Origin of the sequence: Cedecea davisae, from assembly GCF_044095835.1 — a bacterium.
Taxonomy (GTDB): Bacteria; Pseudomonadota; Gammaproteobacteria; order Enterobacterales; family Enterobacteriaceae; genus Cedecea; species Cedecea davisae.
Genome location: NZ_CP172054.1, coordinates 36,910 through 49,888 on the forward strand (window position 1 = coordinate 36,910; position 12,979 = coordinate 49,888).

A 12,979-nucleotide genomic window follows, 5' to 3' on the forward strand; every position below is an offset into this window, starting at 1 on the left:
GTACCTGGATGAGGGGCTTTAACCAATTCATGTGTTGATTGAGAGTTTCTGGTTGGAGCATTTAAGCCACTTTTTTTCCAGTCAGGCCATTTGTCAACGGTCTCACTCGCCTGCTTAAGGAAAGCTAAAAATTCCTCTTTACTGTTCACTTTGTAACCTCTCTGCTAGTCTCGCTACAATATTAGCCGAGATAGATTCTCTTTCGATATAGGATGATGGTAGCATCTGCATGCGTAATCTTCCATCCCTTCTTGACCAGTTAAGTTTATTACCGTCTTTATCTTTTCTCTTTATTTTATACCCAATGCCTTGGTTTATTGAGAATAAATTAAAGAAGCATCTAGGCCCAACACCAACAAAAGGTTCAAATACAACACGGGTGTTACGGTTTTCAGAGTCTGCTGTGGAAATAGAATCGGGATGAAAATCAAAAGCTTTGCTTTTAGGGTAAGGTTCAATGTAAAACACACGGTTTATGCCACTAGCAACAATATGTTTCGCACAATTATGACAAGGAAATGTTGTACAATACAATACACCATTATTTGTGCTGATGTTGCTTCGTGCACATGCTAATATTGCCTCCATTTCTGCATGCACAACCCTTCCATATTCAGTGATATATTTTAACTTGCTATTTTCTAATATTTCTCTTAGATGCTCTTTCTGATCATCTTCTATATTGCTAAGTATGTCATTAATAATATCCTTTCTCTCTTTTACATTTGAATCTCGACCTAATGTATAATCTCTACCATTTTCATGGTCTTGTATTCTACCATTGATATATTCTGGCCAATATAATCCTCCGCCATAAGCCGGAACGTCATTCGCGCCTGTCGATATTATGTTTTTATTTTTAGTTAGTACTGCACCGACTTGCCGTGATAAATCAGCTGACCTGAGAGATGCGGAAAATGCCATAAACATAGCATATTCATCAAATGTAGGGGTTATATATGGATTACCGAAAATTAAATCAAGAATTCTCCACAAATCATGATTTATTTTATCTATGCTTCCAGTGTAATTAATAAAAAAATCAGAAAGTTCGTAGGTATCACGTGTGTGTTGCCCCCAGTCATCCAATTCTTCTGAATCCCTGGCTATCAATGATTTGGCATTTATAAGTTCAATGAATTTGTTATCTACCAGATAATCAGTTCGACGATCTTCATCTGCATAAACACCTATAAGGTAAAAGCCATTTGTGTAAATCTCTCTGAGCATTTTAACTTCTTCAGGATGTTTTAATGAGCTTATTATATATGCTTTTCTTGGAGCCGGTTGCGCAACTATATTTTCCCCTTCTGTATTTTTTTCTCTTCGTTGATTTATTTTTGCAGCGACAACTCGTGCTAGTATAGAGTTGTCTTTGCTTATTTTTCTTAGTTCATTTCCAGCAGTCATTAAGCTGCTTATCTTATCAAAATTATCATTTGTTACAGGAGGATCTCTAAATATAGAAATTATATCTGATGATACTCTTATTTCTTCAGTGGTATATCTAAATGCATTTAGCCTTTCTTTTATTGCATTTCTTATATTGTCCATGTCAGTGCCAACTGCACCAACTAAGCCAATAACTAATTCAGAGTTCCCCTCATTGTCGTGAATATTATCCTCAAGTCTTTTAATTATTTTTAGTGACATTAAAATTCCTTTTTGAAGGGGTTTTGGGAGATCATTTCATATAATGTTAAGTATGAATTCTTAAATCGCAAGTGTTTTTACAAAATAAAATAGAAGTATTATGATCTAGATCCCAAATATATATTATGAATTTACAAATAAAATATAACTGCTGGGCTAGTAAGCTGCTTTGATGGGATCTTGAGTTGATTCCTTAGAGGTATTAATTGGCGGAAAGTCACAGGAGTCGAACCTGCCCGGCGCCGCTGGCGGCACCACCTGGATTTGAAATCCAGCCGCCTCACCGGAGACGACGACCTTCCGCGCCTTCATTGCTACATGGAGGCGGGGCGCATTATACCGGGTTTCATGCTGCTGCCCAATGGGTCAGTAAGAATATATGCTGCGCTTAAAGTGAAATTATTCACCAAATCAATCTAACGGCACAGGAATTGCTCATTGCAGCAGCGTTTGCAGGAGCACCAGCGCTGCTGCTTGCGTCGAAATTCCGCCCTACAAGTGCGAGGGCGGGCAACGCCGATTCAGCTAAAGAAAAACCATGCGGTTTTTATCAGCCCGTTTTCAACTTCAAAAACGGCAATGCTTTCAATTGGTTCTTCACTGAGGCCGTGAATCTTCTCATGGTCGAAAACCTTGTTGCCCAGCGTGGTGCGGGAAATAATTTCGGCGCGCAGGGCAGGATTATTAAAACGATGCTCTTTATAGAAGGCATAAAGCGCGTCTCGCCCTTCCAGAGAAGGAGCGGCAGCAGGGGGGCGGTAAGCAATGAAGTCTTCGCTAAAGCAGGCGGCAAAGGCTTCGAGATCGTGGGCGTTGTACGCCTCATACTGGCGGATTACAGGCTCTGTGACGGACATAGATATTTTCCTGATGAGAGAAAGTTACGGGTTGTCAAAGCGTTGTCGTTATTGTGTGCAATGACAGATTCTCCTGCCCGGAGGAAAATGTCTAATGAAAGGATGGGGCAGATTGTGCGATGGCCGGGTGTGTAACAGGCAAAAGCAAAAAGCCCGCTGGCGCGAGCTTTAGTTCATCAGGCTGATTTCAGTTCTTCAAGTAATTCAGGACGTTTATCAAGCACCTTAAACAGCAGCACCAGGGGGCGTGGCGGAGCGATGCGGCCTGTTTCATAGCGGCTGAAGGCGTTAGCACCGCCACCAAAAATTTCTGCCGCCTGCGCCTGGTTCAGATTCAGGCGCTTACGCACCGAGGCGATAAAATTGGGATCGACTTCTTCGGCGTTCACTTCCCTGTGAAAGGCTGCAATAGCAGCCATGTACCGATCGCCGGAGTCACTATCTAAAATAGCCTCTCCGCAATTGTCACAAAAGTCACCGATCACGTTTTGGATCGTGGTTTTACGATTCTTGTACTCATATTCAACGTCGCGTGTTTCCTGCTTCATTTCCGCACCGCCGCAAACAGGGCATCTCATCTTTATTGCTCCTTAAACGATACGATTAAGACATCATCTTTCACGATTAGCTTCAGGTAAATTTGTTACCCGTTGTAGCTTGGGCGATAAACATCATGCCAGCAGGTATGATCGTGATATGCCGTCATGCTTTTATGAAAATCCGCCGTGTTCAGCGCTAACACTACGTCAAACATTTCCTGCCTGGTGGTGAAACCCAGAGCCAGTGCTCCATTATATGAGGTGAGTGTTGCTTTTGCCTTACCGGCCCGTACCATCTCTTTGACGATGAATAAACGGGTATGAGCAGTCCTTTTCTCTGGCATCATTATTAACCTATATGCAAAATTATGCAAATAGGTTAATTCTTGCCTGTATCGCTGTAAACCGCCATGCATGCGAAGTGCGAGGCCGCTCGAAGCTCTTTTACCTATGCCCCTTGTTTCCCTTAGCAATACACATTAACAACCGGTTGCATCTCGTCCAGTTACAATCCGGCGTCTATAACAATAACGGGCTGGAAAAAGTGAAAAAAATATACGGGATGCTGCTGTTTGGCGTGGTTGCGTTATCGGTCGCGGGCTGCTCCAGCAGCTACGTGATGTCGACTAAAACAGGCGAGATGATCGTGACCAAAGGCAAGCCGGAGCTGGATAAACAAACGGGGCTGACGCGTTACTACGACGAGCAGGGCGTGGAGCATCAGATCCAGAACGAGCAGGTTGTACAGATGATTAAGCGCGGCTGATTTTAGCGTCTGGCTCCGGTTGTACCGGGGCTATCCTTCGCGTAACGCGTATCCGATTATTTCGAGCTTTCACGCAAATAAATGCAACAATTTGCTGCCGTTCCCGTCCCCCCTGGAAGTCCGCTCTCAACGCTGTGAATAATATCTAACTTTCTATTTATTATAGAATTTCAATCTCTATAGTATCTCGCTGTAATGTATACAAGCCTGAGGTTTGGCCCTTAGCATCCAAAGCGTGCCTGGATAAAATTTGTGCTATTATGGTTTAAACATTGTTTATCCAGGCGAAAGAATGAAAACGTTGATTCGTAAATGGGGCAACTCGGCTGGCGCAATTATTCCGGCCGCCGTACTGGAGCAGGCAGGGATGAGATTAGGTGACAAAGTGGAAATTGAAGCCATCGAAGGAGGCATTATGTTGCGAGCAGCGAAGCCGGTTTACACACTTGATGAACTTTTAGCTCAGTCCCCTGAAGGGAGTTTCGAGTTAGGCGATGAGGATTGTGAGTGGCTGAATGCTGAACCTAAGGGCAGGGAGGTAGATTAAGTGGGCTCTTACCTACCTGAACGAGGGGATATAGTCTGGCTAGATTTTGATCCCGCCGTGGGGCATGAGCAGGCAAAAATTCGGCCAGCTCTGGTACTTACGCCTGAGCAATTCAGTCGTGTCACAGGTTTAACGATCGTTGCCCCCGTGACTTCTCGTGTAAGAGGGAATGCACTTGAGGTTCATTTAAACGCGAAGAGAACTCAAGGAGTGGTGATTTGCCATCATGTAAAATCGATTGATTTCCGTGCCCGGCAGATCCGTTTTATTGAAAAAGCCCCTGAAAGCGTTATTGAGGAAGTTTTGTCCAAAGTGAAGGTATTCTTCGATTAAAGCTTTGCACGAGACAGAAAACTACCAGCCAGCAAAAGCTGACCGGTAGGCGGGTTTACTCCCCTTCGCCGGGGAATAAGAATGGGTTGATGCTACTGCGGGCGAAGCCTTCCTGCTCCATGCGGGCGTCCAGCACCAGCGAAGCCAGGTCGTCGGCTACGGCTTCCACTTTCGGGTCCTTCTCCTGGTACAAGATCTTCAGGTAGGTGCCGCAGTCGCCGCAGGTTTCAGCCTTGATGGCGGCCTGTTCGCTGTCCAGTGACCAGTAGTTCAGGTCGCGGGTTTGCTCGCAGTTGCTGCATTTCACGCGCACAACGTGCCACTCGGTTTCACACAGGTTGCAGTGCAGGTAGCGCAGGCCGTTTGTGGTGCCGATGTGAACCATACTGGAGACCGGGATCGAGCCGCAAACCGGGCAGAACTGGCGCTGTTCGCCGTATTCCGCTTTCGCTTTGCCGGGGATTAAGGTTGCCATTTGCGCCCAGTAAAGCGACAGCGCGGCCCAGATGAACGGGGCTTTGTCGCTGCTGACTAACGCGAAATCGGCGTTGAACAGCGCGGTCGCCATCTCTTCCAGCTCCAGGGAAGAAGCTTTTTCGAGATTTTCGATAACGGCCAGCGCCGGGCCGTCCATTTCCGGCTTCAGTTCGGCAATCAGCGACTGTAGCAGGCGCTGCCAGTGCGGGTCGCGCGGCAGGACGTGAATATCCAGCGGCGGCTTGCCGGTTTTGGCGGACTCAACAATCAGGGCGGTTAAATCCATCTCCAGCGGGTGGTCGTAAAGCACCACTTCCTGGGCGTGGGCGATCAGCGCGGCAAAGCGCAGGTAATCGCCCAGCGGATTACTGGCTGCCAGCTCGCGCAGGCGTTCTGCGCGGCGGTTGTAGAGATTTTTCAGCCTGGGGAACAATAACGGCGGAATGACTTCCGCCGTGCGTTTCTCGCTCTTCTCCAGCTGATCTTGCGGGATTATGCGAATACTCATTCAGATGACTTTTCCTGTTTCCGGCGGACTTCACGGTACCATTTCGGGTGATGTTTCTTCGCCCACGTCGTGGTAACCCAGCCCTCCACCATCGCGGTAATGGTGCCTTTCACCCAAAGGGCGGCGTAGATATGCACCATGATAACCACAATTAGCGCTACTGCGGCAAATGAATGCAGCATTAACGCAAATCGGATAAGTGGGATCGGGAACGCTGGCGCAAAGTAAGGGCGCCAGATAATCACGCCGCTCACCAACAGCAGCACCAGGAAAATAATTGCCGCCCAGAACACGCATTTCTGGCCGAAGTTATAGCGCCCGGTGTCTCCCACTTCTTCGTTGACGACTATCTTACGGATATTCTTAGCCCAAAAGATATCATCCCGATTGATTAGGTTGTGGTGCCAGTAGCGGAAGAACATGATGATAAACGAGGCGAACATCACCACGCCGACGAACGGGTGGAGAATGCGCGCCAGCTGCGGCGTACCGAGAATGCCCATCAGCCAGTTGAAGGACGGGAAGAAAAAGCCCAGTCCGCTCACCGCCGCCAGCACGAAGCAGAAGGCGGTGACCCAGTGGTTGATACGCTCCGGCGCACTATAGCGCTGAATGGTCGGTTGCTTTTTCATTTACGCACCTCGTCGTCGTCATGGTGCAGGTTGTCGTCTTCTTCATCGGCACGGTTCGGGCCGACACCAACATAGTGGAACACGCTGGCGGCGAAGGTTGCGGCAAAGCCAATAGCGGCGAGCGGCTTCCAGACGCCTTTCCAGAACTTCACGGTTGGGCTGATGGACGGGTTCTCCGGTAAGCCGTGGTAAAGCGTCGGCTTGTCCGCATGGTGCAGCACGTACATGACGTGCGTTCCGCCAACGCCTGCCGGATCGTACAAACCTGCGTTGTCGTAACCGCGGGTTTTCAGTTCCGCCACGCGCTCGCCCGCAAGGGTCTTCATATCCTCTTTCGAGCCGAAATGAATCGCCCCGGTCGGGCAGGTTTTCACACATGCAGGCTCCTGCCCCACGGTAACGCGGTCCACGCACAAGGTGCATTTGTAGACTCGGTTATCTTCCGGGTTCAGGCGCGGCACGTCGAACGGACAGCCCGCTATGCAGTAGCCACAGCCGATGCACTGTTCGGACTGGAAGTCGACGATGCCGTTGGCATACTGAATAATCGCCCCTTCCGACGGGCAGGCCTTCAGGCAGCCCGGATCCGCGCAGTGCATACAGCCGTCTTTGCGGATCAGCCATTCCAGTTTGTCATTTTGCTCCACTTCCGAGAAGCGCATTACCGTCCAGGATTTGGCGGTCAGGTCCGCCGGGTTGTCGTAAACCCCGACGTTGTGCCCCACTTCATCGCGGATGTCGTTCCACTCCGAGCACGCCACCTGGCAGGCCTTGCAGCCGATGCAGGTGGTGACGTCGATAAGCTTGGCGACCTCTTGCTGATGATCCCGCGCCTGGGGCGCGGGCGTGAAGCCGTTGGTAGCGGAACGACGGATAATGTCCTGAGATTGATAAGCCATAATTCGTCTCCGTTACACCTTTTCCACGTTGACCAGGAACGCCTTGAACTCCGGCGTTTGCGTGTTGGCATCCCCGACAAACGGCGTCAGGGTGTTGGCGATAAAGCCTTTCTTCGCCACGCCTTCGTAACCCCAGTGGATAGGGATCCCGATGGTATCCACCTTCTGACCGTGAACATCCAGGGTGCGGATGCGCTTGGTCACCACCGCTTTGGCTTTGATGTAGCCCCGGTTGGAAGAAACCTTCACCGTATCACCGTGGGCGATGCCGAGCTTGTTGGCAAGTTTCTCGCCAATCTCGACAAACTGCTCAGGCTGTGCGATGGCGTTCAGCAATGCGTGTTTGGTCCAGTAGTGGAAATGCTCCGTCAGACGATAGGTGGTGCCGACATACGGGAACTTGTCATGCGTGCCCATCGCTTCCAGGTCATCTTTAAACACGCGCGCCGCCGGGTTCGAAACCACGTTCGGGTGCAGCGGGTTGGTGCCAAGCGGCGTTTCAAACGGCTCGTAGTGTTCCGGGAATGGCCCCTCTGCCATCTTGTCGAGGGCAAACAGGCGTCCCAGGCCTTCCGGCTGCATGATAAACGGCCCGACGCCGCTGTCCGGTGCGGCAGCGCTGTAGTCCGGCACGTCAATGCCGCCCCATTTCGCGCCATCCCAGGAGATCAGGCGGCGTTTTTCATCCCACGGTTTACCCGACGGATCTGCGGAGGCGCGGTTATACAGAATGCGGCGGTTGAGCGGCCACGCCCATGCCCAGCCCAGCGTATTACCCAGGCCCGACGGGTCGGCGTTGTCGCGGCGTGCCATCTGGTTGCCGTCCGGTGTCCAACTGCCCGCGAAGATCCAGCAACCGCTCGAGGTGGTGCCGTCGTCGCGCAGTTGGGCAAAGGAGCTAAGCTGCTGCCCTTTTTTCACCAGCACCGCGCCGGTGGCCGGGTCGATAACGTCTTCCAGCGCCTTGCCGTTGCTTTCCATGGCCACTTCTTCCGGCGCAGGATTGTCCGGCGTCAGGTATTTCCAGGTCATGTTCAGCACCTGCTCAGGCACTTTACCTCCGTCGCGCTCGTACATCTGGCGCAGGCGGGTGAAAATGCCGGAGAGGATCTCACCATCGTTCAGCGCTTCCCCTGGCGCATCCGCGCCCTTCCAGTGCCACTGTAGCCAGCGCCCGGAGTTAACGATGGAGCCGTTCTCTTCCGCGAAGCAGGTGGACGGCAGACGGAACACCTCGGTCTGAATTTTCGACGGATCAACGTCGTTCATCTCGCCGTGGTTCTGCCAGAAGTTGGACGTCTCGGTATTCAGCGGGTCGATGGTGACCAGGAACTTCAGCTTCGAGAGCGAGGCCACAACCTTGTTCTTGTTCGGGAACGAGGCAACCGGGTTAAAGCCCTGGCACAGATAGCCGTTGACCTTGCCCTGGCTCATCATCTCGAAGTACTGCAACACGTCGTAGCCTTTGTCCCACTTCGGCAGCCAGTCGTAGCCCCAGCCGTTTTCCTTCGTCGCCTTGTCGCCAAAGAAGGCTTTCATCATCGAGACGAAGAATTTCGGGTAGTTGCCCCAGTAGTTCACCTGGTCTTTCAGCAGCGGTTTCGGCGTGTTGGCGGCCAGATAAGTTTCCAGATCGGGCTGTTTCTCGCTTGGCAGCGTCATGTAACCCGGCAGGCTGGTGGAGAGCAGGCCGAGGTCGGTCAGACCCTGAATGTTGGAGTGGCCGCGCAGGGCGTTAACGCCGCCGCCTGCCATCCCCATGTTGCCCAGCAGCAGCTGGATCATCGCCATGGTGCGGATGTTCTGCGCGCCGATGGAGTGCTGTGTCCAGCCCAGGGCGTACAGGAACGACGCGGTTTTATCCGCCACGCTGGTTTCGGCGATGTACTCGCAAACCTTCAGGAAGTCTTCTTTCGGGGTGCCGCAGATACTGGTGACCACGTCCGGCGTATAACGTGAAATGTGCTCTTTCAGCAGATTCCACACGCAGCGCGGGTGCTGGAGCGTCAGGTCGCGTTTGGCGAAGCCTTCTTCATCCAGTTCGTAGTTCCAGCTTGTTTTGTCGTACTTGCGGTTCGCCGCGTCGTAGCCGGTGAACAGACCGTCGTCGAAGCCGAAGTCCTCACGCACAATCAGGTTGGCGTTGGTATAAGACTCGACGTACTCGCGGTTGAATTTGTTGTTGTTTATCAGGTACAGCAATACGCCCGACAGGAAGGCAATGTCGGTCCCGGAACGGATAGGCGTGTAGAAATCCGCCACCGAAGCGGTTCGCGTAAAGCGAGGATCGATAACAATCAGCTTCGCGCCGTTGTGAATTTTGGCTTCCATCGCCCAGCGGAACCCAACCGGATGCGCTTCTGCCGCGTTCCCACCCATCACTACGATGAGGTTGGCGTTTTTGATATCAACCCAGTGGTTGGTCATCGCACCGCGACCAAATGTTGGAGCAAGACTTGCTACCGTTGGTCCGTGTCAGACACGCGCCTGGTTGTCCACGGCAAGCATGCCGAGGGCGCGGGTAAATTTCTGGGTTAAATAACCGGTTTCATTGCTGGAGGCGGAAGCGCAAAGCATCCCCGTGGAGAGCCAGCGGTTGACCGTGGTGCCCTGGTCGTTTTTTTCGATGAAGTTGGCATCGCGGTCTTCTTTCATCAGCTTAGCGATGCGGTCAAAAGCATCTTCCCAGCTGATTTGCTGCCATTTATCGGAACCTGGCGCGCGGTATGACGGGGTTTTCAGGCGGCTTTCGGAGTGAATAAAGTCCACCAGACCGGCCCCTTTCGGGCACAGCGCACCGCGGTTTACCGGATGGTCCGGGTCACCTTCGATATGGAAAATTGAGGCTTTTGCGTTTTTTGCGCCGTCACCGAGGCTATACATCAATAGCCCACAGCCCACGGAGCAGTATGTGCAGGTATTACGGGTTTCACGGGTACGCAGCAGCTTGTACTGCCGGGTTTCCGCGAGCGCTACGCCGGGGGCAAAGCCCAGCGCGGCTGCCGTGGTGCCTGCCATACCGCCAGCACAGATCTTAAAGAACTGCCTTCTGCTGACCTGCATGGATCGCTCCTTACATTCGACATTTCACATTGCTTAGGATTATTTTTTGCGGGGCGACCCGCAAAGGTTCACAATTGGAACCCTTATAGATTTTGATGGCTTACTTCCCTTCATCCAGAAGGGGTATTTCCAGAATACCACAATGGTCGTGATGGTGTTCCCGGCAGGTTAAAACAAAGTGAATAAAATTGACGGGTCTGACAAAAAAGAGATGGATAAGATAACCGGCGCCAGCACCATAGAGCTGTGGCATCGGGGCAATCTCACGCAGGCTGAAACCGACTGGCTGGCTGAAGAAGTGCCCGTTGCGCTGGTCTACAACGGCATCTCGCACGTTGTGATGATGGCTTCGCCAAAAGATCTGGAAGCTTTTGCGCTCGGTTTTTCCCTTTCGGAAGGCATCATTGAAAGCCCGTCAGAGATTTATGGCATGGATGTGTTGCAGTCTTGTAACGGCATTGAAGTGCGGATAGACCTCTCCAGCCGCCGTTTTATGGGGCTGAAGGAGCGACGCCGGGCGCTGGCCGGGCGCACCGGCTGCGGCGTATGCGGCGTTGAGCAACTGAGCGATATTGGCCGCCCGGTGCCGCCGCTGCCGTTTACCCAGACCTTCACGCTTGCCGCGCTGGACGAACCGTTAGGTAAAATGCGCAGCTACCAGCCCATTGGGGAGTTAACCGGCTGTACCCACGCGGCGCTGTGGCTTGATGCAGAAGGCAATATTCTGGATGGGCGGGAAGATATAGGCCGCCACGTCGCTCTGGATAAAATGCTGGGCGTTCGCAGCCGTAATCCGTGGCATAACGGCGCAGCGCTGGTCTCCAGCCGTGCAAGCTATGAAATGGTGCAGAAAGCCGCGATGTGCGGGGTAGAGATTTTATTCGCCGTCTCGGCGGCCACCACGCTGGCTGTGGAAGTGGCTCAGCGCAGCAATTTGACGCTGGTGGGCTTCAACCGCCCCGGCCGCGCCACCGTTTACACCCATCCTCAGCGGTTACGCTAGATTTTCCCCTCACCCCGGCCCTCTCCCCAGAGGGGAGAGGGGGAAAGAAGTGGAAGGAGTATCGGCCTTCTCCCCAAAGGGAATAGGGGGAAAGTAGCGGAGCGGGAGCCAAATCGTTCCCTCTCCCTTCCAGGGAGAGGGTCAATCCTCAGAATAGCCCCAAAGGTTTATCCGAGTAGCTCACCAGCAGGCACTTGGTCTGCTGATAATGTTCGAGCATCATCTTGTGGGTTTCACGCCCGATCCCGGACTGTTTATACCCGCCAAACGCCGCGTGTGCAGGGTAGGCGTGGTAGCAGTTAGTCCACACGCGCCCGGCCTGAATACCGCGCCCCATTTTGTAGGCCAGGCTGCCGTTGCGGCTCCATACGCCAGCGCCCAGCCCGTATTCCGTGTCATTCGCCAGCTCCAGCGCTTCTTCCACGGTTTTAAATGTGGTGACGGCGAGCACCGGGCCGAAGATCTCCTCCTGGAATACGCGCATGTTGTTTTTGCCAAACAGTATGGTTGGCTCCAGGTAATAGCCCGATTGCAGGTCGCCCGCCAGCGCTTTTCTACGCCCACCGGTCAGTACATCCGCCCCTTCTTTCTTACCGATGTCGATGTAGTTGAGGATGGTTTCCATCTGTCCCTGAGAAACCTGAGCGCCCATCTGGGTGCGGCTGTCGAGTGGGTTGCCGCTGCGAATGGCTTCCACGCGGCGAATCGCACGTTCGATAAACCGTTCGTAGATGGACTCCTGCACCAGCGCGCGGCTCGGGCAGGTACAGACTTCGCCCTGGTTAAAGGCGAACAGCGCAAAGCCCTCCAGCGCTTTGTCGAAGAAGGCGTCCTCTTCATCCATTACATCGGCAAAGAAGATGTTCGGGGATTTACCGCCCAGCTCCAGTGTGACAGGAATAATGTTCTGCGTGGCGTACTGCATGATCTGTTGGCCGACTTCCGTGGAGCCGGTAAAGGCCACCTTGGCGATGCGTTTGGATGTCGCAAGGTATTCGCCTATCTCGCCGCCCGCGCCGTTAACCACGTTAATCACGCCTGGGGGCAACAGGTCGCCAACCAACTCCATCAGCAGCAGAACAGAAAGTGGCGTCAGCCGAGCGGGTTTCAGTACGATACAGTTGCCCGCGGCCAGTGCCGGAGCCATCTTCCAGCTAGCCATTAGCAGCGGGAAGTTCCACGGAATAATTTGTGCCACCACGCCGAGCGGCTCGTGGAAGTGATAGGCCACGGTGTCTTTATCCACTTCGCTGATGCCGCCTTCCTGGGCACGAATGCAGGAGGCGAAATAGCGGAAGTGGTCGATGGCCAGCGGCACGTCGGCGGCGCTGGTTTCGCGGATGGGCTTGCCGTTATCCCAGGTTTCCGCCGTCGCCAGCAGCTCGATGTTCTGCTCCATGCGGTCGGCGATTTTCAGCAGGATGTTGGCGCGTTCCTGAACGGACATTTGCCCCCAGCCCGATTTTGCTTCGTGGGCGGCGTCCAGCGCCAGGTCGATGTCGGCCTTGCCGGAGCTGGCGATTTCGCACAGCGGCTGGCCGGTGATGGGTGTCAGATTTTCATAATACTGGCCGCCCACGGGAGCGACCCATTTGCCGCCGATAAAGTTGTCATAGCGGGGTTTCAGTTTAAGCGGAAAGCCATATTCGCCGGGGATGATACGGGTATCGGGAGGATTATTTGTCATAGCCGTCTCCTTGTA

General features: G+C 52.8%; 13 protein-coding genes and 1 tRNA gene. 4 read left to right on the forward strand and 10 right to left on the reverse strand.

The window, feature by feature from the left end:
• Positions 1-138 precede the first annotated feature (138 nt).
• The 5 genes from ACG1VR_RS00605 to ACG1VR_RS00625 all read right to left on the reverse strand — a co-directional run bounded on the left by ACG1VR_RS00605 (position 139) and on the right by ACG1VR_RS00625 (position 3,396).
• Positions 139-1,653 (reverse strand): anti-phage dCTP deaminase, encoded by a 1,515-nt coding sequence (locus ACG1VR_RS00605; protein WP_395489926.1) that lies wholly within the window; start codon positions 1,651-1,653, stop codon positions 139-141.
• A gap of 207 nt (positions 1,654-1,860) precedes the next feature.
• Positions 1,861-1,955 (reverse strand) — tRNA-Sec (locus tag ACG1VR_RS00610).
• A 219-nt stretch (positions 1,956-2,174) separates the two neighbouring features.
• Positions 2,175-2,510 (reverse strand): nuclear transport factor 2 family protein, encoded by a 336-nt coding sequence (locus ACG1VR_RS00615; RefSeq protein WP_395489927.1) that lies wholly within the window; start codon positions 2,508-2,510, stop codon positions 2,175-2,177.
• A gap of 176 nt (positions 2,511-2,686) precedes the next feature.
• The gene (locus ACG1VR_RS00620) at positions 2,687-3,058 is read right to left on the reverse strand and encodes a type II TA system antitoxin MqsA family protein (RefSeq protein WP_395489928.1); all 372 of its coding nucleotides are present in this window, start codon (positions 3,056-3,058) and stop codon (positions 2,687-2,689) included.
• A gap of 95 nt (positions 3,059-3,153) precedes the next feature.
• Positions 3,154-3,396: a type II toxin-antitoxin system MqsR family toxin gene (locus ACG1VR_RS00625; RefSeq protein ID WP_395489930.1), complete on the reverse strand. Its 243-nt coding sequence runs from the start codon at positions 3,394-3,396 to the stop codon at positions 3,154-3,156.
• A gap of 197 nt (positions 3,397-3,593) precedes the next feature.
• On the opposite strand from ACG1VR_RS00625, the gene ACG1VR_RS00630 reads away from it, so the two are divergent.
• The 3 genes from ACG1VR_RS00630 to ACG1VR_RS00640 all read left to right on the forward strand — a co-directional run bounded on the left by ACG1VR_RS00630 (position 3,594) and on the right by ACG1VR_RS00640 (position 4,695).
• The gene (locus ACG1VR_RS00630; RefSeq protein ID WP_227318581.1) at positions 3,594-3,815 is read left to right on the forward strand and encodes a YgdI/YgdR family lipoprotein; all 222 of its coding nucleotides are present in this window, start codon (positions 3,594-3,596) and stop codon (positions 3,813-3,815) included.
• A 292-nt stretch (positions 3,816-4,107) separates the two neighbouring features.
• Complete coding sequence (locus ACG1VR_RS00635; RefSeq protein WP_172568787.1) at positions 4,108-4,362, forward strand: AbrB/MazE/SpoVT family DNA-binding domain-containing protein; 255 nt, start codon at positions 4,108-4,110, stop codon at positions 4,360-4,362.
• Positions 4,363-4,695 carry a type II toxin-antitoxin system PemK/MazF family toxin gene (locus ACG1VR_RS00640; RefSeq protein ID WP_395489931.1) on the forward strand — a complete coding sequence of 111 codons (333 nt, stop codon included), beginning with the start codon at positions 4,363-4,365 and terminating at the stop codon, positions 4,693-4,695.
• Between the two features lie 55 nt (positions 4,696-4,750).
• Here the strand turns inward: ACG1VR_RS00640 and fdhE are convergent, their stop codons facing one another.
• Genes fdhE through fdnG form a run of 4 tightly spaced genes read right to left on the reverse strand, consistent with a single transcriptional unit; the run spans position 4,751 to position 10,274 of the window.
• On the reverse strand, positions 4,751-5,680 hold the full coding sequence (gene fdhE / locus ACG1VR_RS00645; RefSeq protein WP_016538657.1) for a formate dehydrogenase accessory protein FdhE: 930 nt from the start codon (positions 5,678-5,680) through the stop codon (positions 4,751-4,753).
• The gene (fdoI, locus tag ACG1VR_RS00650) at positions 5,677-6,312 is read right to left on the reverse strand and encodes a formate dehydrogenase cytochrome b556 subunit (protein ID WP_016538656.1); all 636 of its coding nucleotides are present in this window, start codon (positions 6,310-6,312) and stop codon (positions 5,677-5,679) included. The genes fdhE and fdoI overlap by 4 nt, the downstream gene beginning before the upstream one ends.
• Positions 6,309-7,211, reverse strand: a complete 903-nt coding sequence (gene fdxH, locus ACG1VR_RS00655; RefSeq protein WP_008458719.1) for a formate dehydrogenase subunit beta — start codon at positions 7,209-7,211, stop codon at positions 6,309-6,311. The genes fdoI and fdxH overlap by 4 nt, the downstream gene beginning before the upstream one ends.
• A 12-nt stretch (positions 7,212-7,223) precedes the next feature.
• On the reverse strand, positions 7,224-10,274 hold the full coding sequence (fdnG, locus tag ACG1VR_RS00660) for a formate dehydrogenase-N subunit alpha (protein ID WP_395489932.1): 3,051 nt from the start codon (positions 10,272-10,274) through the stop codon (positions 7,224-7,226).
• Between the two features lie 211 nt (positions 10,275-10,485).
• Here fdnG and fdhD point away from each other — a divergent pair, with 211 nt between their 5' ends.
• Positions 10,486-11,277, forward strand: coding sequence for a formate dehydrogenase accessory sulfurtransferase FdhD (gene fdhD, locus ACG1VR_RS00665; RefSeq protein WP_395491143.1), 792 nt, complete (start codon positions 10,486-10,488; stop codon positions 11,275-11,277).
• A 148-nt stretch (positions 11,278-11,425) separates the two neighbouring features.
• Here fdhD and ACG1VR_RS00670 read toward each other — a convergent pair whose 3' ends face one another.
• Entirely contained in the window at positions 11,426-12,964 is a 1,539-nt protein-coding gene (locus ACG1VR_RS00670) for an aldehyde dehydrogenase family protein (protein WP_016538652.1), read from the reverse strand.
• Positions 12,965-12,979 lie beyond the last annotated feature (15 nt).

Excerpts from the sequence above, each read along its gene's own strand:
- ACG1VR_RS00605 (WP_395489926.1), bottom strand. The coding sequence starts at position 1,653 with ATGTCACTAAAAATAATTAAAAGACTTGAGGATAATATTCACGACAAT.
- ACG1VR_RS00670 (WP_016538652.1), bottom strand. The coding sequence starts at position 12,964 with ATGACAAATAATCCTCCCGATACCCGTATCATCCCCGGCGAATATGGC.
- ACG1VR_RS00635 (WP_172568787.1), top strand. The coding sequence starts at position 4,108 with ATGAAAACGTTGATTCGTAAATGGGGCAACTCGGCTGGCGCAATTATT.
- fdxH (WP_008458719.1), bottom strand. The coding sequence starts at position 7,211 with ATGGCTTATCAATCTCAGGACATTATCCGTCGTTCCGCTACCAACGGC.
- ACG1VR_RS00620 (WP_395489928.1), bottom strand. The coding sequence starts at position 3,058 with ATGAAGCAGGAAACACGCGACGTTGAATATGAGTACAAGAATCGTAAA.
- ACG1VR_RS00625 (WP_395489930.1), bottom strand. The coding sequence starts at position 3,396 with ATGATGCCAGAGAAAAGGACTGCTCATACCCGTTTATTCATCGTCAAA.
- fdhE (WP_016538657.1), bottom strand. The coding sequence starts at position 5,680 with ATGAGTATTCGCATAATCCCGCAAGATCAGCTGGAGAAGAGCGAGAAA.
- ACG1VR_RS00615 (WP_395489927.1), bottom strand. The coding sequence starts at position 2,510 with ATGTCCGTCACAGAGCCTGTAATCCGCCAGTATGAGGCGTACAACGCC.
- fdhD (WP_395491143.1), top strand. The coding sequence starts at position 10,486 with ATGGATAAGATAACCGGCGCCAGCACCATAGAGCTGTGGCATCGGGGC.
- fdoI (WP_016538656.1), bottom strand. The coding sequence starts at position 6,312 with ATGAAAAAGCAACCGACCATTCAGCGCTATAGTGCGCCGGAGCGTATC.